Origin of the sequence: Pseudoalteromonas sp. EB27, assembly GCF_001974875.1 — a bacterium.
GTDB lineage: Bacteria > Pseudomonadota > Gammaproteobacteria > Enterobacterales > Alteromonadaceae > Pseudoalteromonas.
This window is the reverse complement of record NZ_MTQD01000001.1, coordinates 351,778-376,732: the sequence shown is the minus strand read 5'-3', so window position 1 is coordinate 376,732 and position 24,955 is coordinate 351,778. Positions and strand designations below refer to the sequence as shown.

General features: G+C 38.9%; 22 protein-coding genes. 11 read left to right on the top strand and 11 right to left on the bottom strand.

The window, feature by feature from the left end; all coding sequences use genetic code 11:
* The first annotated feature begins 32 nt into the window (after window positions 1–32).
* The 4 genes from gcvT (at window position 33) to BW142_RS01630 (ending at window position 5,251) form a co-directional block, all read left to right on the top strand.
* Entirely contained in the window at window positions 33–1,115 is a 1,083-nt protein-coding gene (gene gcvT / locus BW142_RS01645; protein WP_076923680.1) for a glycine cleavage system aminomethyltransferase GcvT, read from the top strand.
* A 73-nt stretch (window positions 1,116–1,188) separates the two neighbouring features.
* Window positions 1,189–1,578, top strand: a complete 390-nt coding sequence (gcvH, locus tag BW142_RS01640; RefSeq protein ID WP_002958029.1) for a glycine cleavage system protein GcvH — start codon at window positions 1,189–1,191, stop codon at window positions 1,576–1,578.
* 161 nt (window positions 1,579–1,739) lie between these two features.
* Window positions 1,740–4,631 carry an aminomethyl-transferring glycine dehydrogenase gene (gcvP, locus tag BW142_RS01635; protein ID WP_076923679.1) on the top strand — a complete coding sequence of 964 codons (2,892 nt, stop codon included), beginning with the start codon at window positions 1,740–1,742 and terminating at the stop codon, window positions 4,629–4,631.
* Window positions 4,632–4,966: 335 nt separating this feature from the next.
* On the top strand, window positions 4,967–5,251 hold the full coding sequence (locus tag BW142_RS01630; RefSeq protein WP_007579952.1) for an addiction module antidote protein: 285 nt from the start codon (window positions 4,967–4,969) through the stop codon (window positions 5,249–5,251).
* A gap of 586 nt (window positions 5,252–5,837) precedes the next feature.
* On the opposite strand, the gene BW142_RS01625 is transcribed toward BW142_RS01630, so the two are convergent.
* The 5 genes from BW142_RS01625 to BW142_RS01605 form a co-directional block, all read right to left on the bottom strand.
* The gene (locus tag BW142_RS01625; protein ID WP_076923678.1) at window positions 5,838–7,988 is read right to left on the bottom strand and encodes a hypothetical protein; all 2,151 of its coding nucleotides are present in this window, start codon (window positions 7,986–7,988) and stop codon (window positions 5,838–5,840) included.
* Window positions 7,988–9,211, bottom strand: coding sequence for a hypothetical protein (locus BW142_RS01620; protein ID WP_076923677.1), 1,224 nt, complete (start codon window positions 9,209–9,211; stop codon window positions 7,988–7,990). Before BW142_RS01620 ends, BW142_RS01625 begins: the two co-directional genes overlap by 1 nt.
* A gap of 351 nt (window positions 9,212–9,562) precedes the next feature.
* Complete coding sequence (locus tag BW142_RS01615) at window positions 9,563–10,711, bottom strand: hypothetical protein (RefSeq protein ID WP_076923676.1); 1,149 nt, start codon at window positions 10,709–10,711, stop codon at window positions 9,563–9,565.
* 302 nt (window positions 10,712–11,013) lie between these two features.
* Window positions 11,014–11,322, bottom strand: a complete 309-nt coding sequence (locus BW142_RS01610; protein WP_076923675.1) for a hypothetical protein — start codon at window positions 11,320–11,322, stop codon at window positions 11,014–11,016.
* Between the two features lie 258 nt (window positions 11,323–11,580).
* On the bottom strand, window positions 11,581–11,826 hold the full coding sequence (locus tag BW142_RS01605; protein ID WP_002958040.1) for a DUF4235 domain-containing protein: 246 nt from the start codon (window positions 11,824–11,826) through the stop codon (window positions 11,581–11,583).
* 328 nt (window positions 11,827–12,154) lie between these two features.
* Between BW142_RS01605 and BW142_RS01600 the strand changes: the two genes are divergently transcribed.
* The 7 genes from BW142_RS01600 to BW142_RS01570 all read left to right on the top strand — a co-directional run bounded on the left by BW142_RS01600 (window position 12,155) and on the right by BW142_RS01570 (window position 18,030).
* Window positions 12,155–13,387 carry a cytochrome C gene (locus tag BW142_RS01600; RefSeq protein WP_076923674.1) on the top strand — a complete coding sequence of 411 codons (1,233 nt, stop codon included), beginning with the start codon at window positions 12,155–12,157 and terminating at the stop codon, window positions 13,385–13,387.
* A 225-nt stretch (window positions 13,388–13,612) separates the two neighbouring features.
* Entirely contained in the window at window positions 13,613–14,107 is a 495-nt protein-coding gene (locus tag BW142_RS01595) for a hypothetical protein (RefSeq protein WP_024590238.1), read from the top strand.
* 855 nt (window positions 14,108–14,962) lie between these two features.
* Window positions 14,963–15,532 carry a superoxide dismutase family protein gene (gene sodC, locus BW142_RS01590; RefSeq protein ID WP_083707538.1) on the top strand — a complete coding sequence of 190 codons (570 nt, stop codon included), beginning with the start codon at window positions 14,963–14,965 and terminating at the stop codon, window positions 15,530–15,532.
* A 16-nt stretch (window positions 15,533–15,548) separates the two neighbouring features.
* A complete protein-coding gene (locus tag BW142_RS01585) occupies window positions 15,549–15,782 on the top strand; it encodes a ChaB family protein (RefSeq protein WP_039485228.1) in 234 nt (77 codons plus the stop codon).
* 234 nt (window positions 15,783–16,016) lie between these two features.
* Window positions 16,017–16,616 carry an ACP phosphodiesterase gene (locus tag BW142_RS01580; protein WP_076923780.1) on the top strand — a complete coding sequence of 200 codons (600 nt, stop codon included), beginning with the start codon at window positions 16,017–16,019 and terminating at the stop codon, window positions 16,614–16,616.
* A gap of 99 nt (window positions 16,617–16,715) precedes the next feature.
* Window positions 16,716–17,651 carry a hypothetical protein gene (locus BW142_RS01575; RefSeq protein ID WP_076923673.1) on the top strand — a complete coding sequence of 312 codons (936 nt, stop codon included), beginning with the start codon at window positions 16,716–16,718 and terminating at the stop codon, window positions 17,649–17,651.
* A gap of 37 nt (window positions 17,652–17,688) precedes the next feature.
* On the top strand, window positions 17,689–18,030 hold the full coding sequence (locus tag BW142_RS01570) for a YajD family HNH nuclease (RefSeq protein ID WP_076923672.1): 342 nt from the start codon (window positions 17,689–17,691) through the stop codon (window positions 18,028–18,030).
* A 58-nt stretch (window positions 18,031–18,088) separates the two neighbouring features.
* Here the strand turns inward: BW142_RS01570 and BW142_RS01565 are convergent, their stop codons facing one another.
* From BW142_RS01565 to BW142_RS01540, 6 genes are all read right to left on the bottom strand, one after another.
* Window positions 18,089–19,447 (bottom strand): serine hydrolase domain-containing protein, encoded by a 1,359-nt coding sequence (locus BW142_RS01565; protein WP_076923671.1) that lies wholly within the window; start codon window positions 19,445–19,447, stop codon window positions 18,089–18,091.
* Window positions 19,448–19,685: 238 nt separating this feature from the next.
* The gene (locus BW142_RS01560) at window positions 19,686–21,863 is read right to left on the bottom strand and encodes a response regulator (protein WP_076923670.1); all 2,178 of its coding nucleotides are present in this window, start codon (window positions 21,861–21,863) and stop codon (window positions 19,686–19,688) included.
* 295 nt (window positions 21,864–22,158) lie between these two features.
* A complete protein-coding gene (locus tag BW142_RS01555; protein WP_076923669.1) occupies window positions 22,159–22,836 on the bottom strand; it encodes a DUF799 domain-containing protein in 678 nt (225 codons plus the stop codon).
* Between the two features lies 1 nt (window position 22,837).
* On the bottom strand, window positions 22,838–23,185 hold the full coding sequence (locus BW142_RS01550) for a DUF4810 domain-containing protein (RefSeq protein WP_008165258.1): 348 nt from the start codon (window positions 23,183–23,185) through the stop codon (window positions 22,838–22,840).
* Complete coding sequence (locus BW142_RS01545; RefSeq protein WP_076923668.1) at window positions 23,185–23,865, bottom strand: CsgG/HfaB family protein; 681 nt, start codon at window positions 23,863–23,865, stop codon at window positions 23,185–23,187. Before BW142_RS01545 ends, BW142_RS01550 begins: the two co-directional genes overlap by 1 nt.
* 306 nt (window positions 23,866–24,171) lie before the next feature.
* A complete protein-coding gene (locus BW142_RS01540) occupies window positions 24,172–24,942 on the bottom strand; it encodes a DUF1223 domain-containing protein (protein ID WP_076923667.1) in 771 nt (256 codons plus the stop codon).
* Window positions 24,943–24,955 lie beyond the last annotated feature (13 nt).

Sequence of the window (24,955 nt, the reverse complement as noted above, 5' to 3'; positions counted from 1 at the left end):
AAACAGGGTTAATTTAAACGTGAAGGAATGTTATGACTTCTAAAACTGTACTACATGCTAAGCACCTAGAAGCGGGCGCAAAAATGGTTGATTTTCATGGCTGGGAAATGCCAATCAACTACGGCTCACAAATAGAAGAACACAATAGCGTGCGTACCGATGCAGGTATGTTTGACGTATCACACATGACCATTGTTGATATTGAAGGGCCTCAAGCACAAGCATTTTTACGTAAGCTAGTAGCTAACGACGTTGCAAAATTAACCGTACCAGGCAAAGCGCTTTACACAGGCATGCTTAACGAGCAAGGCGGTGTAATAGACGACTTAATTATTTATTATTTTAGCGAAACGTTTTACCGCCTAGTTGTTAACTCAGCAACACGCGAAAAAGACCTAGCGCATTTAGCTAACGTATCGAGCGACTTTGACGTAACCGTTACAGAGCGCCCAGAGTTTGCAATGATTGCAGTACAAGGCCCTAACGCTAAAGCAAAAACAGCCACTCTTTTAAATGCCGAGCAACAAGCAGCGGTTGAAGGTATGAAGCCGTTTTTTGGTGTTCAAGTAGGTGATTTATTTATTGCCACAACGGGTTATACTGGCGAAGACGGTTACGAAATAGTAGTACCGAACGACCAAGCAGCCGATTTATGGCAACAACTGCTAGACGCAGGGGTTAAGCCTGCTGGTTTAGGTGCACGCGACACGCTACGTTTAGAAGCAGGTATGAACCTTTACGGCCTAGATATGGACGAAAGCGTATCACCACTTGCAGCTAACATGGCATGGACCATTGCATGGGAACCAGAAGATCGCGACTTTATTGGTCGTGACGTACTTGTTAAGCAACGCGCAGAAAAAAGCACTGACAAACTAGTTGGCTTAGTGTTTGAAGAAAAAGGCGTGTTGCGTAGCGGTTCTAAAGTAATTGTTGACGGTGGGGAGGGTGTTATTACCTCAGGTACTTTCTCACCAACACTTGGTTTTAGTGTAGCCCTTGCACGTGTACCACGTTCAACAGGGGATACAGCTCAAGTAGAAATGCGTAAAAAATTAGTAAACGTTAAAGTAGTAAAGCCTAGCTTTGTACGTAACGGTAAATCAATAATTTAAATAATTTGGTTATACCAATCACAATAATTATTGCGATTGGTATCCTCCCAATATAAACCAAAGGACAAATAAAATGAGCAACATTCCTAGCGAGTTAAAATACGCACCTTCACACGAGTGGGTTCGCAACGAAGGTGACGGTACATTTACTGTTGGTATTTCTGAGCATGCACAAGAACTTCTTGGCGACATGGTATTTGTTGAATTACCAGAAGTTGGCGACGAAGTAGACGCTGGCGAAGACTGTGCAGTAGCAGAGTCGGTTAAAGCAGCATCAGACATTTACGCACCTATCAGTGGCGAAATTGTTGCTATTAACGAAGAGCTTGAAGATTCACCTGAAACAGTAAACAACGACGCTTACGGCGACGGTTGGTTATTCCGTATTAAAGCATCTGACGAGTCTGAGCTAGACAACTTATTAGACGCTGAAGGTTACTCGCACACTATCGACGAAGAATAATAATTTTTTGAAGATAACTAAAAGCCCCGTTTAATGTATAAAAATGGGGCTTTTATGATTTTACAGCGCACAACCCCATACTGAGTGAGCTGTTAAATCGTCAAATATTTTAATTAATGCTAGTTACCCATTAGCATTTAGGATCATAGGAATCTGGATTCATGTCAAACGCCAAATCTCTTGAAGAACTAGAGCAAAAGCAAGATTTTATTCGCCGCCATATTGGGCCAAGCCCAGCACAAGTAAGCGATATGCTAAGTGCTTTAGAAGTATCGAGTGTGCAAGAGCTCATTGACCAAACTGTACCGGCTAGCATTCGCTTAGAGCAGCCATTAACAGTTGGACAAAGCCGTACTGAAGTTGAAACACTAAGCTACCTAAAATCAGTAGCAAGCAAAAATAAAGTTTTCAAATCGTACATTGGCCAAGGCTACCACCCAACTAACGTACCGCACGTAATTTTACGTAACGTACTAGAAAATCCAGGTTGGTATACAGCGTACACACCGTATCAGCCAGAGATTGCACAAGGGCGTTTAGAATCATTATTAAACTTCCAAACTATGACCCTAGATTTAACCGGTCTTGATTTAGCAAGCGCGTCATTACTTGACGAATCAACAGCCGCTGCAGAGGCTATGGGCCTTGCAAAACGCGTATCAAAAGCAAAAAAAGCCAATGCCTTTTTTATCGCAGACGACGTACACACACAAACAATCGACGTAGTAACAACGCGTGCAGAGCAGTTTGGTTTTGAAATAATTGTAGGTAAAGCAGAAGATGCCGTAAACCACGACATTTTTGGCGCATTGTTCCAATACCCAACTACATCAGGCGAAGTGGTAGACATAACTGACCTAATTGCTGGCGTACAAAGCAAAAAGGCGATTGCCTGTGTTGCTGCCGACATAATGAGCTTATTACTATTAAAAGCACCGGGTAAACTAGGCGCAGACGTAGTACTTGGTTCGGCTCAACGTTTTGGCGTACCTATGGGTTACGGCGGTCCTCATGCTGCATTTTTTGCAACACGTGACGCATACAAACGTTCATTACCAGGTCGTATTATTGGTGTATCTAAAGACCGTTTAGGTAACGACGCACTACGTATGGCAATGCAAACGCGCGAACAACACATTCGCCGCGACAAAGCCAACTCAAACATATGTACAGCGCAAGTATTACTTGCCAACATGGCAGCGTTTTACGCGGTGTACCACGGCCCACAAGGCTTAAAAACTATCGCGCAGCGTATACATCGCTTTGCTGATATTTTAGCTGCTGGCCTTAAAGCTAAAGGCATCGCACTTAAACACAGCACATGGTTTGATACCCTTACAATTGCAGATGACAGTAAAGACGACGTAATAGCACGTGCCATTGCAAAAGGCGTAAACTTTGCAACAAACCACGAAGGCGAGTACTCAATTTCGGTATCAGAGACAACAACACGTGCCGATGTAGCTGAGTTATTCGATATTATTTTAGGCGAAGGTCATGGCCTAAGTGTTGACGCTATTGCAGCCGACGTTGAAGCAAATGGCAGCGAGTCAATTCCTGCAAGTTTAGTACGTGACGACGAAGTACTAACGCATCCAAACTTTAACAGCTACCACAGCGAAACAGACATGCTTCGCTATATTAAGCGACTAGAAAGCAAAGACTTATCGCTTAATCACTCAATGATCTCGTTAGGCTCATGTACCATGAAACTAAACGCGACCGCAGAGATGATCCCAATTACGTGGCCTGAGTTTGCAAACCTTCACCCATTCTGCCCGCTAGATCAAGCAGAGGGTTACCAAATAATGATTGGCGAGCTACACGACTGGCTAGTAAACATTACCGGTTACGATGCAGTATCACTACAGCCAAACTCTGGCGCGCAAGGTGAATACGCAGGCTTAATCGCGATTCGTAAATACCACGAGTCACGCGGTGACGCACACCGTAATGTATGTTTAATCCCAAGCTCTGCGCACGGTACTAACCCTGCATCAGCGCAAATGGCGAGCATGAAAATTGTGGTAGTTAACTGCGACAAAAACGGTAACGTAGACATGGCCGACCTTAAAGCGAAAGCTGAGGAAGTGTCTGAAAACCTGTCGTGCATCATGATCACATACCCGTCTACGCACGGCGTATACGAAGAAACAATTCGCGAAATTTGTGACATTATTCATGAGCACGGCGGCCAAGTTTACATGGACGGCGCAAACATGAACGCGCAAGTTGGCGTAACAAGCCCAGGCTTTATTGGTTCAGACGTATCGCACTTAAACTTACATAAAACGTTTTGTATTCCACACGGTGGCGGTGGTCCAGGTGTTGGCCCAATTGGTGTTAAATCGCACCTTGCGCCATTTATGCCAAACCACAGCGTAATTAACGTACCAGGTACTAACATCGGTAACGGTGCGGTATCGGCAGCGCCTTATGGCTCAGCCGCTATTTTACCTATTTCATGGGCTTACATCACCATGATGGGGTCAGAGGGCTTAAAACAAGCCACTGAAATGGCAATTGTTAATGCTAACTACTTAACGCATGAGCTAAGCAAGCACTTCCCAATTTTATACCGTGGTCGTAACAACCGTGTTGCTCACGAATGTATTGTTGACTTACGCCCGCTTAAAGAGCTATCAGGCATTACTGAAATGGACGTAGCTAAGCGCTTGCAAGATTACGGCTTCCATTCACCAACTATGTCGTTCCCAGTAGCTGGCACATTAATGATTGAGCCAACTGAATCTGAGTCAAAAGGTGAGATTGACCGCTTTATCGAAGCAATGGTGTCGATTAAAGGCGAAATCGAAAAAGTAATTTCTGGCGAATGGTCAATTGAAAATAACCCGCTAGTGTTTGCACCGCATACACAAGGCGACGTGTTAGGTAACGAATGGGACCGTGCATACGACCGTTTTTACGCTGCATTCCCAGTGCCAGCAGTAGCTAAAAATAAGTTTTGGCCAACCGTTACACGTATTGATGACGTGTACGGGGACCGTAACTTAGTGTGTTCATGCCCTGCGGTAGAGACTTATCGCGACTAAGAGCAGGGACTAATTTTTGAACTTTAATGGGTAGTAAGTTCCATTATAGTCCGGGAATTTATTAAAATTATAAAAGCCGTTGCAGCAATGCAACGGCTTTTTTGTGCATAGTAATTCGTCATAAATAATATGCGCGTAGGTTGGAAAGAGTGAAACGAAACGCAACAAATCACAAATATACTTACTCGCTCAAAAGCCAAGAGTATGTGTTATTTATTGTAGGCGTTTAGCTTGCTGACGCGCGGGCGGCAGCCTTAAAGTTATAAATAACATTGTATGCTTGTAGTTTTTAGGCTACATTTGTTCAGCAAGTTGAATAAATTAGAGTAATTATTATGGCGCTACAAACATCAGATTTTAACCCGTTTGACTATATGGAAACACAGCAAGAAATTAATACATTTTTAGAAGAGTGTTTAGCTGATGATGATCCAAATACCTTTATCGAAGCACTTGGCTTATTAGTTAAAAAGCATGGCGTGAGTGATATTGCTAAAGCAACGGGGTTAAACCGTGAAAGCTTATATAAAGCAGTTAACGGTAAAACCAAGCCACGTTGGGAAACTATTTTTAAAGTGATGAAAGCACTTAACTTTCGCCTTACAACACAAGTAGCGTAAGTTAGGCAAAGTGCAACGAAACCCAACGAATCACAAATATACTAACTCGTTCAAAAGCCAAGAGTATGTGTTATTTATTGTATGCGTTTAGCTTGCTGACGCGCGGGCGGCTGTCCGAATAAGTATTTGAATAGGTGTTTGAGGTTATAGTCACCGATAATGTGAATGCGTTTGGTACTTTTAAAGATTAGAAACCTTATTCAAGGTTTTGTCGCGCTGGCGACGACAGCCAAAGAGGGGCTGCCGCTGGTCCCTCTCTGGACACTCTCAGCGCCACCCGAGCATCACGCTTAATCCTTCAAACCACAATTGATGTGAACGTAAGCGGCGAAGATAGGCCATCCATGGCCTAGTTTCGCCTTATCGCGCATCCATGCGCGACATTACTCATCAATTGCTTATTTTCAGGGCGTAATGACGGGGGGAGGGTGTTAAAAGTGAGATTGGTGTATGGTCTTAGCAAAACGCAATATTTATCAGCTAAGACCTTAATGTATGAAGTCAAAATTTGACCCCTTTAGTCTGCACCTCTTAGTCTTTTAATTGTTTGTAAGAAGAATAAAAGATGATTCACCTTACAAGTGCTTTATTTTGATATTCTATTTAAAATGAACTTAACATCTTCAAGCACAACAGTATCTTTTAAAGCTAATATCTCTTCCAAGTGTTTGTCCTGAACTTTTAATCTTCCAGACCATATTGCTAGAAGAAACTCTAAGCAGCCTTCACCTTGAGGGTTACCACTATTTTTTATAACAGAAATAATAATATCCGTTATTTGCCTACTGAAATCTTCATCAACAGCGTAGTTTAGCTCTGTTGGTTTTGCAGCTCTAAGCAAACATGCTTGAATCACACCATCATTAAAACGATCAAAGCACACAGGGCTTAACAAAGTGGAATGGTATGTAGTGGCTAAGCCTTTATCATTTTCAATTCTTAAGTCGTGAACAATTGATTGAATAGTCCAGTAAACATCAGCTTGAGAAGATTCACTGGTTTCTAGGTCTAGTCCTGCCCAAAAAGCAAATGTCCCCCTCAAAGATAGGTTTGAACCAGTTGGAGATTTCAAAAATAGCTCGTCTTGACTGGAAAATTCATTGAGCTCACATAGTCGATCTTTTAGTAATGGAGGCAACTTGCCAGTATCATCCGATAGTGGATCTTCTACATCACCAAATACAGAAAGTTTTTCTCGCTCAGTATCCCAAGGGGTAAGTGCTTTTTCACTTAATCTGGGTAAGCAGCATGTTTTAAGCGGGATAAGTTCATGGCCGCCTAAGCAGAGATCTTTTCTAAGTTGTTCAAAAGCATCAATAGTCGGAAGTTTAGAAAATCCAACCAAATAAGTAATTGTCGCGGAAGGATCTATCCCTCTTAACTTTCTTGCCGTTGCAAGTAGTTTTCTACCTGATGTTATTGCACTAGCAACAACCATTACCGAGCTACGACCTTTAAAATCATCATCTGTAACGTCGTTATAGCAGACTACGTATTCAGCAGGAGCTTGAGCAATTTTTACTATTTCATCTGCAAGTGATTTTGCATCATCATCGTCAAGGCAAATTACTTTGCTAATATCTTTTGAAAAGTGTTTATTTACTTTTTTGACCAAATAATTTCTGAATGCATCTAATTCTGCATCTGGTTCTAATTCAAGTAACTTTTTAACATCTACGAAAAAATGTTCTCTATCCCAGTTATCACATGGAGCTGTATTAAATTTAAGAAGGTTCTTAGTTGCAAACGCCTTAAAGAATTTTTGTCTACCTTCATTAAAATCTGTCTTTTTAATAACCAATAGCTCATGTTTTGGGGTTTCAGGTATGAACTGTTCTCCTTCAATTTTAATAAGCTTAGAGCCATCTTCACATAACTTACAGCTAGAGGGAGCAACTGATGTAATTTTACCAACAGCTCCTGATATATCGAAGATTGCTTCTTGCCGCTCTTTAATTCGAGAGTAAAACAGCGTAATAATATTGGAAGGTTTAAAAGTGTGCTCTTGTGTTAGTTTGTGCGCAAGGCCTCCACTAGTTGTAGCTGAAATGACTACTAAACTGTCATCATCTTCATGAAAACTATAAGGCTTGTTAAAAACAGAATATGACTCAAAGCTTTCAATAACAGGGAATTTTTCACCAAAACGTTTACTTAATTGAATCGCGATACTAACTAAGAAAGAAATTGATGAAGAGTCTACATAAATACGCTTAATATTCGATTTAAGGTAGGGGAGTAAACCAATAGCTAAAAATGCAACTTCAATACCGGAGGCAAATAAATTTGACGCACGTATAAACTTATCGCAGTGATCACCAGATGGTTTTAAAAAGTGATAACTTGGCAAAGATGTTATTAGGCCTTTTCTACTCTCAAATATTGATCCAGCCCCAGTAGTTAAAAGCTGGGAGGAAAAACTAAAATTTTCATTGGAGTCAAACTCTTTAATTAGACCCGCAGAAGTCACTGTTAAAAAGGATACTTTATCCGCAAAAGTACCAATCCATGAATCTATTTCATCTACAAAAAAACTATCGGAAGTAAGCTCTTCTTTCACTGTTGAGGTTAAATCATACCCCATTAAATACACTCGTTGAGGTATTAGATTTTCATCTACATCTTCTTTAATCACTTTTGTTAAAGATGACACTTCAAAGTCAGAGTGACAAAATACGACTAGAGATTGTCTGTGTTCATTTGTTTCTTGAAATCTAAAAGTAAAATAATTACTCATTACGCTAAATCCTTAGCATCAGTCTTATCATAAAGTGGGATTAATACAGTTATTGCAACCCCTCTTAATTCAGTGTGCTCTGTTAAGTGGTTAGAACAAAGAGCATTTGTTTCCCAATCAGAAAAATCGAAACTATCTATTTCATTCGACGTAAAAGGTTGGTTTGCGAAGTCTCTAAATACCGAAAGTTTGTTAGAACGAATTTTCATAAATCCATTAAGGTTCGTTAAGTTTGCCATTACTGCGGGAAGGCCATTTCCTTTTATCTCACTTTTTGTTGAAGAACTTCTAAATTGAAAACATCTTTTAAGAATCTGATACTGCTGGTTAATATCCATATCACGCAAATTACCCTCACCAGGATGATCAGCAAGCCAGCGTCCACAATAGCCTAACCCAGAATCAACAATGCTAATCTCTACAAACCTGCGTGAAGAATTTTGAGTTTTAGTTACTGATAGTCTTGAAATGTAATTCTTAAAATTTAGATCTTGCTCTACTGCATTATTAATTGCGTTATCTGTTAAGTTTATTCCATATGTATAAATTACTCGAGTTGCCGGTTTTATCCATGTTTTCCGATCCATGTCACGACTACCGTGTTCATGCGTATTAATGAATAATTCGTAAAACATACGACCTAAGCTATTGATTTTTTCTTTTTCAGGGAGAACTCCACCACCAGCAACTTTAGAAGATTGCTCAACCATAGACTTAATAATACTTGTAATCTGACCTATATTTTTAGGTGAAGGGTGGTAATCAGGAATTGCATCGTAAAAATTTCTATCAAAGCCTTTCGTACTGTGATCTACAAAAGAGTACCAACACAATCTGCCACGATTCTGACCATATATTTCTGATGGTTGCTTTTCTATTGCTAATTTAGCTAGTTGATTTGCTTCACTACGTATATTAGGTTCTTTTGCATCTAGCAATTCAGTTTGCTTTGCCATCATAAGGGCGGTAAATTTATGAGGTTGTACAATAATATCTTCAAGTGCTTCATTTTTGGTTTTGACACTTGGCTTAATTACAACTTTTCGCTCATTACTAAGACTAGCCCAAGTATTAACTGATTGAATTGCACTGGCAAGCCCACCAAAAGCAAATTTACTACTACCGACTGGTATTTTAAGCGTGTCTAAATGATCGAGTTTATCTAGCTTTTTTTGAAAGTCTTCAATTTTGTCTAAAGCTAAAGAAGCGGGTAACGAAATCATATAATTCTGTCCTTTTTTCTTCTATCCATTGTTAAAATCAGTCGTAAAGTAAAAAGTCACTGGGAGCTGGTTTCCACTTTTCCTGCCTCCCTATTTTATAATCTATCGAGTATTTTATATTACTGGATTGCTTATCTCTTTTCACTCATCAATATCACACAGGCTTTTTATAAACTCAATTAAAAACTAAAGGATTGTAGTGGTTAATAAAATTGGCCACAACCGGCAGGGTCAGCTCTTTCTTTTTGCCTTTTGTGATTAAGGAAAAATGTAAAACCAGCCCCTAGTAGCCCCATTTAAAAAGGGCAATGTTATTGCCCTTTATTATGCGCTTAAACTAGTAGTTATAACCTATAGCGCGACTAAGCTTTGCTCTAGCATTGCCTTTATTTGTTTTACTATTTTAGCTTCTGTTTCAGGTTCGAACTGTTGTATACGTGGGGTATGAATATGCCCTGTAGGTATACTTGAATTAAGCGCATCGCGCAGGCGAATACTTCGGTACGATATTTCGTTAGACAGGTAACCACCGCCGCCGCCATTTACCGCAATACTATTTTTAAGCTCGCCGTACGAACCTGCTTTATAGGTTTTTTCAAGCGTGGTGACTTCGTGATTGTCGATAACTTTATAAGGGCCTTTGGCTTGTTGCATGTAACTTACAGGCAAGCTAAATTTTACAAACTCGTTGCCCGGGAGTGGTCGGCCATTAAGTTTTGGTATTATTGGGCTCGTTTGCGTTCCACCATACACAATATTGGCATTATCTGGGGCGGTTACACTGCGACGTTTACCCGGAAAGTGCTCTAAATCAAACTCTGTTCTGCCCATACTTACGGTTACTACCATGTCTACATTATTAAGTGCGTAGTAGGGGGCAAGTAGCGATTCTATTATGCCTTGATCGAAGTCTTCGTAGCGTACAGGCACCATAACGGTGTTTATTTCTGCGCTCACGCCGTTGTAATTAATAACTTGGCCGTCGAGTAATAACGCCGCAACACCTGAGGGGTTACTTTGGTTTATGTTTTTATCGAGTAAAAAAGGGTCAAAGCCTGTAAGTAATATTTTTTTAGTGCTGCCTGATGAAAAAGCAAGGTCGGTACGTCCTCTGCTGCCTTCCTCAAGTAGGGTTAGTAAAGTATTTAGTTGGGCCTGCGTAATTGAAAATTTAGGTGATGTTGTGCGTATTACTTTACTTGAAAGCAGGCGTGCCCAGTAGAGCTCTCGGTCGTCGTAATTGTTGGTTTTTACTATGCGTTGCTTGGCGTTTTCCCACAGTTCAAAGCTAAAGCTTTGTACTAATATTTTTGCACTTTTAAAGTCGTTTAATTCTTTAAATTGTTGCTCAAAAGTTGATATTTGTGGGGTAAATGCTTTTAAAACATTTGGCATAGCTGTTTGGGCTTTGTTGATACGCTGTTCTTCAACAGTTAAAGGGTTACTTAAAACAGCGAATGAAGAGGCAATTAAGCTGGTCGCTAGTAATACTTTGATCATAATACTCCTAAGATAAAGCTATTTTTTTATGTGTAATTTACTATCCTACTATTGCTAACTTAGGGCAACCAATTAACGTTGAATCAACTGATATTTGCTTTTGCCGTGCATTAGTATTTTTTAACGACCAATTGGCATCATCGGCTAATAAAAATCCCCGAGCCAAAATTGATCTTTATAGGTACTACTTTAAGCTCTAATAAAAGTAAAAAGCCGTTACAGGAATGCAACGGCTTTTCATTATGGTTTTATGCGCTTCGGCTACACGAGCGAAAGGCCTTATATCCCTTTAAAACCCTCTATTAATCGTCAGGCCCTTTTAAGGTAAACACTAAGTGTTTACGCATATCTTTTAAAATAACGCCTTTTTTAAGCATTGCGCCGCTTAAACGCTTTTGCCACTTTAATAAATCTGGCTCTGCGGCTGCTAAGGCTTGCTCGTTTTCAAACTGAAAGCACAGCAGTAGTGAACTTGGAAATAAGTGATATTCCACATCAAACCAGCATTGCAGCATACCTGAGAGCTCAGCGCGGCCTTGTTCTTCTAATTTTTCAGCAGTATTAAGTACAAGTGCTTGCTGCTTTATTTGCACTGCAGAGAGTTTTTTCATTAATAAAATCCAAGTTAGCGGCTAATAAATGCAGCCGGAATGCGGGCATTATACGCAAGCTTGTAGGCAGGCAACAACTTTGAAAGGGAGTTAATGTTTAATAGAGTGTATCAGCTTAAAATTTAGGAGTGCATGTCGCAAGGCGCCCTAGGTTTTTACCAAGTTGCTTGCGACAACTAGGGAGTGGTTGTCGCAAGCCGCTTTTAGAACCTCATCGCATTACGCTTAATACTTATAAGAGGTATTAATTGGGTCGGTTTATTTGGATCGGCGCTTGTCTAGTACATAACGTACGGCCATTCGTGCAACACCCGCACCAATACCTGAGACTACTGCCCATGTAACGGCCTCTTTAAGATCGGTTTCTTCGCTTGGTCTATCTTTTGGGGCTGGTTCATTGGTAACCTTTTCCCACGATTTTTGTAAAGTTTTCCTTGTTAACATACCTGCTGATGCTGCGGCCAGACCTATACCTATCGTCGTAATTAGCTGTTTATTACTCATATTACCCTCGATTATTTAGTTGTAGCGTGAGTTATCAATATGTAACTCTTTAAGTAAGAACAGTAGTACCAGCAATTTACATACCGATAGACTCTGAAGACTTTAAATCAGGTTTTTTAAGCGGCTATTATTCTCTTTGTGTAATTTAGTCGTTTTAAATCACACTTAAGCATCAGCTAAATAACCAACGTAAAGCCGTGCCACTGTGCTCAGGTCTATTTTTGAGGCATTTACTCAGCAAGTTAACTTACCTTCTAGTTGGCTTATCTGTACATATAGTAAACACCTTCGCCCTATGCTTTAATATTAAAAAACAAGGGAGGGCGTTATGAGTAAAAATCGATTTTTATTTAATAAATACGTTGCGGTAATGGCTGTGTCGGGCACTTTGGCTGCACCGGTAACTGTGCTTAGTAACGAGCAAGGGCCGCTAGTTGAGCAGCTTTGTGCTAGTTGCCATAGTTTAAATAACCTTGAGAGTAGCGCGGGTTATAGTCAGCAGGACTGGCAAACATTAATAAGCTATATGGTTGATACGGGCGAGGGTACTGCGCTTAGTAAAGATATAAGCGCTTATTTAGCTGAGCATTATCCTGTTAATACCAAGCGCGAGTCTAAGGTTGTTACGGGCGATTTAAAGCTTAGCTTTAAGTACTGGCAAGTGCCTACGCTTGGGCAGCGCGCTCGCGATCCGGTACAAGGTAAAAATGGACTTATTTGGTGGGTTGGCCAGTGGGGTAATATTTTAGGTAGGTTAGACCCTAAAACCGGCGATATGAAAGAGTACACACTGCCAAGTGGTACCTATGCGCACAGTGTGTCGCTTGATAAAAATCAAACGCCTTGGTTTTTAGGTAATAAAAATGGCACGGTTGGATATTTAGATTTAAAAACCGAAAAATTTAAAGTGTATAAAATGCCCGATAAAAACGCCCGCGACCCGCATACCGGTGTATTTGACGAGGCAGGTATATTTTGGTTTACCCTCCAACACAGTAATATGATTGGCAAGCTAGACCCTACAACTGGCGATATTAAACTCGTTACTTTACCCACTAAAGGCTCACGGCCATATGGTATTAAGCTTGATTCAAACGGCACGCCGTGGGTGTCGTGTAATGGTAGTAACTGTTTGGTTAAAGTTGATAAAAAGAACATGGAGCTTAGCGAAATTAAACTCCCTGGCGCCAAAACGCATGCAAGGCGGCTTGCCATTACGCCTGACGATATGGTTTTTTATGTTAACTCTGGTATGGGTAAACTTGGCCGCTATAACCCAAAAACCAAGAAGATCACTCAGTGGGATAATCCCAGCGGTGAAAACAGTCACCCGTATGCAATTGAATATGCCGATAACGCCATTTGGTTTAACGAGTCAGCCAAACGCCCTGAAACCTTAGTAAGGTTCGACCTTAATACCGAAACCATGCAGAGCTGGCAAATTCCGAGTAAAGAGGGGGTTTACTCAGGCTTAATTAGGCATATGCGCATGGGGAATAACGGGCTGATTATTCACCAAACAGCGACTAACCAATTAGCCGAAATTACATGGTCTGAGTAATAAATTTTCCTTTTGTAAATATATTTATATTAAAACTGCTATCGCTTGTTATTAAGTTTGTTTATGTGGGTAGGAGTTTTTTACAAAATTTGGCAATTTTTACTCTAATAATAAGAGTGTTAGCACGGGGTTTTGTTTTATATTATTGATTTTAAATAATAATTTACTTGGTTTAAGTTTTGCTTGGTAGTAAGTGTATTTTCTTAAATAAATAAAGGAGTTATTATGAGTACCGTTATTACTGGGTTATTCGAAAGTGCATCACAAGCAACACTCGCAATTTATAGATTAGAAGCTTTAGGTATTAACGAAGCTGATATAAGTATTGTAGCCAACGACTCATACGCAAAGGAAGATTTTGCTGTAGACGAAGGTACTAAAGCTTCTGAAGGCGGCCTTATTGGCGCGGCTTCGGGTGGTATTCTTGCTGCAATTATTGGTGGTTTCACTGCCGTAGGGACTGTAGCAACAGGTGGCACAGGCTTATTAGTTGCCGGACCATTAGTCGCTGCATTTGCTGCTGGTGGCGCAGGCGCTGCAGTAGGTGGTACTTTAGGTGCCGCAATTGGTGCGTTTATCCCCGAGCACGAAATTAAGTATTATGAAGATGCCATTGAAAAAGGCTCTATATTAATTGGTATTAAGTACGATAGTGACAACAAAAACGCTATTGAAGAAATACTTAACAATGCAGGCGCAAGTAACGTATCTACAGCGTAATGCTAGCTAATTAATTAAAAAGGTGAAACTTGGTTTCACCTTTTTTTGTGCTCGCTTTTTAGCGCCGAGCAACAATACTTAATTGATTTTAAGGATTAAATCTGACGCTAACTGCGTTAAAAATTCTGATATAGAACAACTAAATAACGTAACTTTTTGTCATTAAATGGACCCATATATAAGCGGGTTGGTTTTAAACAAGCTTTGATAATAAAAAATAAATACCCCTTATAAATATAATGCGTGAAGAGTATCTTAGAAGGCTTATTTAGATTGGCGCTTCTTAAATTTATAACGTACGGCCATTCAACCAACACCAACACTTGAGACTACCGCCTAAGTAATAACTGCCTCTTTAAGATCCTCTTTTTCACTTGGCTTGTCTTTTTTGGTAGGGACGTTGGTAATCTTTTCTCACGAGCTTTGTAAATATGCCTTGGTTTTCACTTAATCTTTGGCTAAAAGTTAGCCCATTAATTAAATAGCTATTTAGTTAAAATTATTTTTAATCAATAAATTACGACTAAAAAATACATAAATATATGTTTGCACATAGGACTGGTATAGACATTGAAACTACTTGTTTAATAGCAGCTTAATTTAGCGTTATTGTTTTATTAATTTGATACTAATACCAACCTGCATAAATCTTTGATCAATTTAACGAATTAAATTGCACTATAACGTCGTTAAAATTTTTTATTTACGACTGCATGGATGCAGGAGGTAGAGCAATGCAGGGAGCAATTGCCGAGAACAACTAGATATAAAAATTTTTGTCTAGTTCTAGCGTAATTTTCTTAACGTTAAATAGACCCCATATATAAGCAGATTGGTATAAACCAGGAGATGATGATGAATTATTTGCAGTTTGATTCAAAAGCTAAAAAAAGTTTAAACCGCGTTTTAAAACCGGCTTTTGCAATATTATTTACCAGCGTTTTACTACAAAATAGTGCACTGGCTAATGTAAACGTTGAAATGCACCAAGTTACTAAGTCGGGGCAGGGGCAATTACTAGGCACTATTACACTAACAGAAAATGCTCACGGCGTTGTTTTTTCACCAAACTTAAAAGGTTTAACGCCTGGGCAGCATGGCTTTCATGTTCATCAATTTGCTAGTTGTGAACCCAAGAAAAAAGGCGATAAGGTCGTGCCTGGTGGTGGCGCTGGTGGGCATTTCGATCCAAAAGCTAGCGAGCATCATGATTATCCTTGGGCTAACGGTCATTTAGGTGATTTACCGGCGTTGTATGTAAATGAAAGTGGCCAAGCTAAATCGCCTGTTTTAGCGCCAAGGCTCACGCTTGAACAACTTAAACAACACGCAGTGATGATTCACGAAGGAAGTGACAACTATGCAGATGAGCCAAAGCCATTAGGCGGCGGTGGTAGCCGCGTTGCTTGTGGCGTAATAGAGTAAATATAAGGAGAATGTTATGCCATATAAAAACCGGGACGAACTACCTGAGTCGGTAAAAAGTAACTTACCTAAACATGCTCAAGAGATATATCAAGAGGCGTTTAATAGTGCGTGGGATACCTACAAGGACCCAAGCGATAGAAAAAACGACGACGACCGCGAAACCACTGCGCACAAAGTGGCTTGGTCTGCGGTTAAAAATAGCTACAGTAAAAATGACAATGGAAATTGGGTTAAGTCGAGTAATTAGTTTTGATCAAACTAACAAAGCTAAAGCATTAAAAAGCCGCTACAGCTTATTGTAGTGGCTTTTTTATAGAGCCCAGTGATTGATCACTTTTCTATTTACCGGTTTAAACAATACTTTACGGCGTGTTTGAGTAAAATTGGTAAGCAAAACCATAAGTACTGCTTTAAACACGAATGTGAGTTTGGTTTAAATTTACGTTATTATTTGTTTGTATTAGCCAAGCCAGAGAACACTTTGAATTATTTAGCTCATCTTTATTTAGCGCAGCCCACAGCCGATTCTCACTTTGGAAACTTGTTGGGTGACTTTGGTGGTAAAAGGCATATAGAGCACTTACCAAATACGGTTAAAAACGGGCTCGATAACCACTATTTAGTCGATAAATTTACAGACTCCCACCGCGCAGTTAAACACGCCAAGCAGTACTTTTCTCCCGAGCGTAAACGTTTTGCTGGTGTGGCTATTGATGTGATGTTTGATCATTTTTTAATTGTGCATTGGCAGCGCTTTAGCAAGCAACCTTTAAGTGATTTTAAGTACACCAGCTATCAGCTTTTGAATAATCGCATACCTGTGATGCCGCCGCGCATGCAGCATGTTGTAACAAGTATGACCAAAAACGATTGGTTTAAAGAGTACGAAACCGTTGAGGGAATAGGAGTAGCACTTGATAATATTGCTAACCGCATCCGTTTTACTAATAACTTTGCGGGCGCGGCCGATGATATAACGCGTAACTACGACGAATTAGAAGCCGTGTTTTTAGCGTTCTTTCCGGAGCTAATTAAGCATGTAAGTGAGTTTGACCTTGAAAGCACCCCAAAAATGGCATAAAGCGCATTATTTAAAGTTTTTATCAATTGTTAAGCTTTTGTGATAATTTAAGGTGAAAAAAACGCTACTCTAATACAAATTAACTTTTGAGTGTTTTTAATGAATCGCAATTACTTGGCTATTGTGAGCTTTGCTGTTTTAGCGGCATTTCAATCTGGTGCCGTATTGGCTTTCGACTTTGACTTAAAGTCGGTACGAACAACTATTTCAAATCCAAATACTAGCCACGCATTAATATATGATGACTTGGCTGGGAATAATCAAAAAACACTCTTTTCGTTAAAGCCCATAAACAACCAACGTGTGGGTGTATTTTTTGATATTAACGACATTGAAATTGGCTACTCTGCCGATATTTTTGAAGATGATGTTGAAACAAAAACACAAGATATACTGCTTTCATATAGAAAGTTTAAAAATTCTAAAATCACTTTTAACTATCAAACGCTTGAAGGACTGCAAAGCACGGCTAGCAATTTAAGCGGCAATCAAACGGATCAAATTTTCTCGCAAAATACACGTTCAACCAAGTTTGAGCTATCTGGCCAACACAATTTTTATACCTTCAACAATAAAGAGTCTTTGTTTGAGCATTTTTTTCTTAATAAGCCAAAGCTAAGTAACAAATTTGATTTGTCGTTAAGTATTGTTGGCGCGTGGTCTTTCAAGCATGTATCCCTTGAGAATAAAGATAATATTGTATTTCAGGCTGATTTTTTAAATTCGTCTGCACCACAGGTCACTAAGTTAATTTCTAATTCGTATGGAGCGAGTATTGGCTCTCTTTTATCATTTTCGTTACCGCATAATGTTCACGTATTTGCTGAATACAAAGTAGGTAAGGGAAATATTCGAAATACAGACCCTGGGCTGGGGTTAAAAGATTCTGGCGGTGAAAAAGTTGAAGCATACGGCGGTGGAATTTCTTGGACTTCTGACAATAAAAAACTTATGGTTGTACTTCGTGCATGGGAGCAAACAGGCCGGCATATAGATACTTCTTTTGGTGATTTGTCAGTAATTAAGTTTTTTTAGTATTGAGCACCGAAATAGTGAATTTACCAGGAATACTATGAGTAATAATAACGCAGTACCTCAGGCTTATGTGAAGCAAGAGGAAGGTTATAGAATAAAAGCCTTAAGATTATACCCTTGGGTATGCGGGCGTTGTGCTCGTGAGTTTGAGTACTCTAATTTGCGTGAGTTAACGGTGCATCATGTTGATCATAATCACAGTAATAACCCTGAAGATGGCACTAACTGGGAGCTATTGTGTATTTATTGCCACGATAATGAACACAATAAATACCATGAACATATTATGTATGGCGGGTCGACTACAGAGCGAAAAGTTGAGGCTGCAACGCATTCTCCATTTGCCGATTTAAAAGCGATGCTTAATAAATCAAAGTAGCTTTAGAGAGAGCTATTTAGCAAGAGCGAAGCATTTTGTGCCTCGCTCAAACTTGTCGCTAAATTTTAATCGCCTCAGTGGGCGTTGTTGATAATCCACTAAAATACTTCATTACTAATTGGCCTTGGCTGTCTTTTTCTATTACTAAGTAATTGTTTGAATTAGGATAGTAAAAGCTATTTTTAGACATGGTAATTAGTTTTGTTTTATCGCCACCTGTGCGCTTAGAATACAAAACGTCATTTTCAAAAATTAGGCTGCGTAAGGTGTTTTTATCAATACGGTAATCACCCAATACGGGCGCTAACTGCTGCGCTGTTACATCTGCTTTTTTAAACTCGGGGAGCGCAATACCCAGTGCTTTGGCTGTGAGTTTTTCGTTGATAAAAATAGGGTTTATGTGGTTTGAATTAGCCAGTACTGCAACATATAGCTTTTGCTCTGGAATATAGCGTGCATGTGCTAAAAAGCCATTTATTCCGCCAGTGTGTTTAATTACGGTGTATTCATTCAAAGGCTTAATAATTAATCCGTAACCATAGGATGAAAAGCTGCCGTCATTGAGTTTAAAAGGGCTAACCATCTTCTCATAACTTGCTTTACTAATAAGCTTGCCAGACGATAATGCGCTAAACCAAATGTTTAAGTCGGTTGGGGTAGATATAAGCGCACCTGCGGCATAAGGCCAGTCCATATTAATATAACTTGTGTTTATAAAGCCTTGCTCTGTTTGCTCATACCCAGCTGCGCGGTGAGCAACAATATCTTGCCCTTCATAGCTGCTTTGAGTCATCCCTAGTTTTTTAAATATATTTTGTTCAATAAAGTCTTTGTAAGATTGCCCACTCGCCACTTCAATTATTTTACCTAGCAGTGAATAGCCCGTGTTCGAATAAGCCATCGCTTCGCCGGGTTTAAACACCATTGGGTGTTTGGCAAATCTCTTGAGTGTATCGTCAACGCTGGTGGGTACTTGTATTTCTTTATCGAATAAGTCGTCGTCATCTGTGTAGTTGGCAATGCCTGAGGTGTGGGTTAATAAGTTTTCGATTGTGACGAGGTTACCTTCAGTAGGAAAGCTTGCAACATACTTATGAATATCATCGGTAACCGCTAGCTTACCTTGCTCTTGCAGCATCATAATTGCAGCTGCAGTAAATTGTTTTGAAATGGAACCTAAACGTAAAACGCTTTGCTCATTAAGTGCGATGTTATGTTCGAGGTTGGCAAGCCCGCGAACTCCTTTAAAAAGTACTTTGCCATTTTTGCTTATAATTACCGATACCCCAGGCTCGTTTTCAGCAAGGTTATCGTTAAGAATTTCCTGATATTGCGAGGCTGTCGGATTTGCTATTACAAGGCTGGGTGTTAATAGCAAGAGGGCTAACAAACAGCTAGCGTAAAATGGCTTAATCATATTCATCCTTTTAGTTTTTATACCAAACCTGTAAATAGGTTTAGTGATCCTTGTGCTTATTAATGAATTAATATTGCACAGCTAAAAAGTAAACTCAACGCTTCGCTTTAGTTACCCATATACATTCAAACTTTTTTGTTAAATCAATAAACGCGCATAACCTTGGTGGCATGTGCCGCTTAGTTAAATAGTTTAAGTAATTAGGCACTCCTCCCATTTTATATATATTAAGTAGCTACTATGATTTCAACTGTTTGGATAAAAACAAGGTTGTTACATCAGCTACTTTAATAAGTGACAGTTTATCTGCATGGCTCCATGAAATTTTTGAGCCAACACTTTCACAACAAATAACACCTAGCGGTTTGTTATCAATAAAGTAGATGTAATCAAGCAAGGAGTAAATGTTTGATGGTTCAAAATAAACCTTGGTTAAGTTTTTAGTGATTTCGTGGTTTCTCGCATCTGATGCGTCTAATACTTTATGCTCTAAAATATAGTCAAAGTATGCAGGAAAGTCTTTAGCTTTTAAAACTGCATTACTTACTCTCTCATTTTTTTCATCAAGGCAAATTAAGCTATTAATGGCGGTATAGTCGTGATTAAACAACCATAGACTGACTCTGTCGGCATTTGAAATTAACTTTTTTAGCTCATTGCATATCTGTTTTAGCTTACGTTCACTCGTAATGTTTGGGTTACTAACTTTAACTGCTAAATTTTTGAGATTTGAGTTTTTTGGATTATAAACATTGAGCAAGCTATTTAAATGATCTTTATTAAATGGCTTCGTTAAATAGCCATCCATACCAATGTCTAAATAGTGTTCAATATCTGGTTTCATGGTGTTGGCTGTCATGGCAATAATTGGCGTTGTTTTACCTGTTTGTTGCTCTCTAATTATCTTAGTGGCTTGCACTCCATCCATCACTGGCATTTGAATGTCCATAAAAATTAAATCAACATGGTTGGCAAAAGAGTAATCAACGCATTCTTTGCCATTTTCGGTAAATATTACTTTCGCATTATGAGCTTGTAGCATTTTACTTACGACAACTTGATTTACTTTATTGTCTTCGGCAACCAAAATAGTGCACCCTTGTAAATCGGTTATTTCTTTATTTGGTTTTAATAATTCATCGAGTTCTGATGTTTCAAAGCTTTGTTGGTAAGTAAATACAGAACCTTTATCTTCTTTACTCGTGAAGTTGATTTTGCCATTCATTAAATCACTTAGCTTGGTGCAAATGGAGAGGCCAAGGCCCGTGCCCCCGTACTTTCTAGATGTAGATGAATCGGCCTGATGAAACTCTTGAAATAAATTTTGCTGTGCAGCTTTACTAATACCAATACCCGTATCGATTATTTCAAATACAATATTTTGCGTGTTTAAGGAGTTCTCTTTTACAGTGACTTTAAACTCTACCAGGCCTTGTTGTGTAAATTTAATCGCATTTGAGCATAAGTTATTTAAAATTTGAGAAACTCTGACAGGGTCGCCTTTTAGGGTTGTAGCGATATTTTTATCTATAGATGGAATAAATTTTATGCCTTTATCTGTGGCTTGTTTCATTAGTGGATTAATTACATTGTTAATGACTTCGCTCAAGTTAAAGTTAATATTCTCAATATTTAATTTACCCGCTTCAATTTTTGAAAAGTCTAAAATGTCATTTACAATATTTGAGAGTATATTCGCGGAGCTTAAAATACTTTTTAGGGCGTTATCTTTTTCTATATTTGAAGTTTCTGCTAGTCCAAACTCAGCTAAATTTAAAATGCCGTGCAGCGGGGTTCTTAGCTCGTGCGACATATTTGCTAAAAATCGACCTTTTAGAGTGTTAGCTGTATCAGCTTCTTTTTTTAGTTCTTCAAGATTTTTATTATGTATTTGTTGTTGTTTTAATGCAGTGGCCAGCTTTCTGTTGTTTAACCTGAGCTCAAGTTGTGCAATAACTTCTTTGCCAAGTATTTTCAGTGCGTTAATTTGTGTTTGAGTTAGCTTTTTTGGCTGGTCGCTGATAACACATAATGTACCAATTGTGCTGCCACTAGGTGTAACTAGCGGTGTGCCCGCATAAAACCGAATGTTTGGATCGCTGGTTACTAGGGGGTTATCATAAAAACGTTCATCAAGTAGAGCGTTTTGTATTTCAAATACTTGGTCTTGCAGTATTGTATGAGAGCAAAATGCGATATCTCTTTCGGTGGAGTCTACATCGATACCATACTTTGATTTAAACCACTGCCTTTGTGGATCAACTAAGCTTATAAGTGATATGGGGGCTTCACAAATATCAGAAGCAAGTTGAGTTAAATCATCAAATACTTTTTCGGCTTCAGTATCTAATATTTCATACTCGTAAAGGGCCTTTAATCTAGATTCTTCGTCAGCTGGTATTTGTGCTTTTATCATAGTATTGCTCAATATTTATATAGATTCACTATAAGAGTAATTTAGTGATAATGACAACTTTAACATGTAGAACCGGCTAAAAAAAAGACATTGCATTTTGCTACTCTATTATTATTTTTTGAAATGTTTTTTCTATTGTGACTAATATTGGTTTTTAAACTCGTATTTTAAAATCTGCTCTAAATACTTAAAAGTAACTTTGCTAAGGTTTTTAGCTAGGTAAGCTTTTATTAAAAAGGCCTAATCCCATTTAATGATTCGGCCTTTTTAAGATTTAGGTTAATAACAATAAGAGTTATTTTTTCCTTTCGCTTGGTGCTGGTTGGCCATAATTAGGTGAACGAGGTCCATATAATAAGCCGTTGTAAACATCTGAAGAAAGTAAGCGTGTTGAAGTCATTGCTGCGATTTCAAAGCCTTTATCGGTTACCGTTTCAGCAATTTGATTGATTGCTGCAATAACAAGCATACCTACAAGGCCACCACCGCCATTACTTTGTTGTTCAGCTGAAGAGGCTCTTGCTTTGCCTTGCCATAATTGCTCGCCAGTGCGTAAATCAACTAGTGAGGCTGACACAGTTACAGCTGTTTCGCTAGAAATTACAACATAGCTAGTGCCGTATTCTTCAATAGTGATGTAAAGCGCAGAGTCTGCACCAAAAATTTCATGTAATTTATTCACCGGTACTTGGTGTACGTCGCCTGCAACAGTGAGGCCATTACCTTTAAAGGTTTGATCAACTAAAGCAACAGGAAAAACATAAAAACCCGACTCAGCTATAGGCGCGACCATTTGAGTCATCACACTGTATGGTGCAATTACTTCAGGTGTATTATTTAGCGGAGGTAAAATAATAACTGAGTGAGGGTCTGCTTGTTTAAATGCTGTGTAGTCATGTGCTGGTGGAGGTGAAACACAACCAGTGAGTAATGCGACTAATGCGACCGCTGTGTATGATTTTAAATTAAGCATATTAAGCGCCTTTCGCAGACTTTAGAAGGAAGTCGATGTAATGAACTGATTCTGGGAAAAGTGATTTCTCAGTTTCGAAGTGAGTAGTGCCTAATGAAGGATTACCCGTTTCAAAGTACAGCATACCTAGGTGAGCATGTAGGCCAGGTGCAACATTCTTACTTTTGTTTGCGGCATCGGCAATAATTTGCTCAAGCATACTAATTTGCTCTTCGGCTGTTACGTCATCTGCTTTTAAATAGGCGTATACGGCAGTGCTATAGTCGCCGTAATAGTAAATAGGTTCTTTCGTTGAGTTACAACCCGTTAGGGCTATACAAACAAATGCTAAGGTAATTAGCTTTTTCATTATTTATTGCCCCATTGGCCAGCTTCAAGACCAGTAACTAACTTGTTAACGACTTCGCGAATAGCTAGGTCAAGTACTTTGCCATTTAATGTGGCATCGTATGAAGCTGTGCTACCAAAACCAATAACTTCACGTTCTGATAGGCTGTATTCACCAGCACCTTGCACTGAATAAATAACTTCTGATGTAGTAACATCAACAACATTAAGCGTTACTTTAGCATAAGCAATTTGCGATTTACCTTTACCCAATAAACCAAAAAGCTGGCGATCGCCAATGGCTTTACGGCCAAACTCTGTTACATCACCAGTTACAACAAATTTAGCACCGCTAAGAACTTGTTTTGTACCTGTTAACTTTGCCTCTTCCGCAAGGGCTGCCATATTGTCGCGATCAAGCACACTAAAGCGATTTGTTTGTTGTAAGTGGCTCATTAGTGTTGTTTTTGCTTGGCTACCTAAACGGTCTTGGCCTGATGCAAATATACCATTTTGAAAGCTCGAACGGTTTACAAACTGACCTACGACTAGTTTGCTTTTTGCACCTGAGTAGGTTGTGTTATAGCTAGCAACAGTTGGTGTTTCTATTACTTTTGATGATGTTGTAGCACACCCAGCTAAAGACGAAGCTGTAATTGCAGCGATTACAATTGTTTTAATGTGGCTTTGGTTAATTCGCATAAATTTTTGTCCATATAGATAATTGCAGAAGTTTTTATTGATAGGCGCTTGATTTTTATACTTATAAGTCAATTACTTATTTCAAGAGTCCATTCAACTTACTTTATAAACAAAAGTTGATGTAAATACAATGTTATTTATGTTTTATACAGGTACACACAATGAAAAAGAATAAATTCTTTGTAATAACAATGCTAATTCATTAGTTTTTAAATTATTGAAAGCCTTTTTCTATAGTTGATATACAAGGAGATTTATTGAGCGCTGAGTTGTTAATTAGTAATTTTATTCAATTAACTGTAATTTTTAAAACCAATCGGCTGCAACTTGTAGTGGAGTAGGGTCGCCTTTTTCAGATACCCAAAACACTAAGGCTTGCTTTGTTGGCGATATTTTTTTAGCGCGAGGCAGGGTTAAGTCAGTTAATGATAATTGCTGCTTAGTTTGCATGTTACTTTGCTCGTAACCAATAACCACAAAGTCGTGTTTTAACTTATGGCCTGCGTTTTCGCCACTGTGTATTTGTGTTTCTATGCCAAAGCCTAACAGAGCTACATGGGCTATTAAGTTTTGGTTAGTATTATCTTTGGTATTAACAGTATTGTATTCGAGATTAATTTTACTGTTGTTTATAGTCGCTTTTAAATTACCCAAATAAGGGGCTTTAGCTACAGGAATAGCTTGCTTATAAAACCAACCTTGCCACCCGCTGCCGTTAACCATAAACCCTGGGGTTGCTACAATCCTACTTTTACCGAGTGCCTTATAAGTACGTTGTCTTTTACTAAAAATAGCAGAGGCAAACGGGTCTTTCCATCCTAAGTAATCCCAATAAGTAACATGAAAATTAATAGGGATTAAATCAGTCCATAGCTTTTCATCATCTGTAAACGTTGAAATCCAGCGCTCTGCTGGTGGGCAACTACTGCAACCTTGCGATGTGTAAAGCTCTAAAAAGGTAGTCGGATTAGCTGTACTTGAAATAGTTACTTGCTCATCAGCTTGGCTTTGAAAGCAAAAAGTTATTAACCCAACAAGTGAGATAAAAAATGGACGGGATAGTGCTTTAAAAGGCATGTTACTTTTCGCA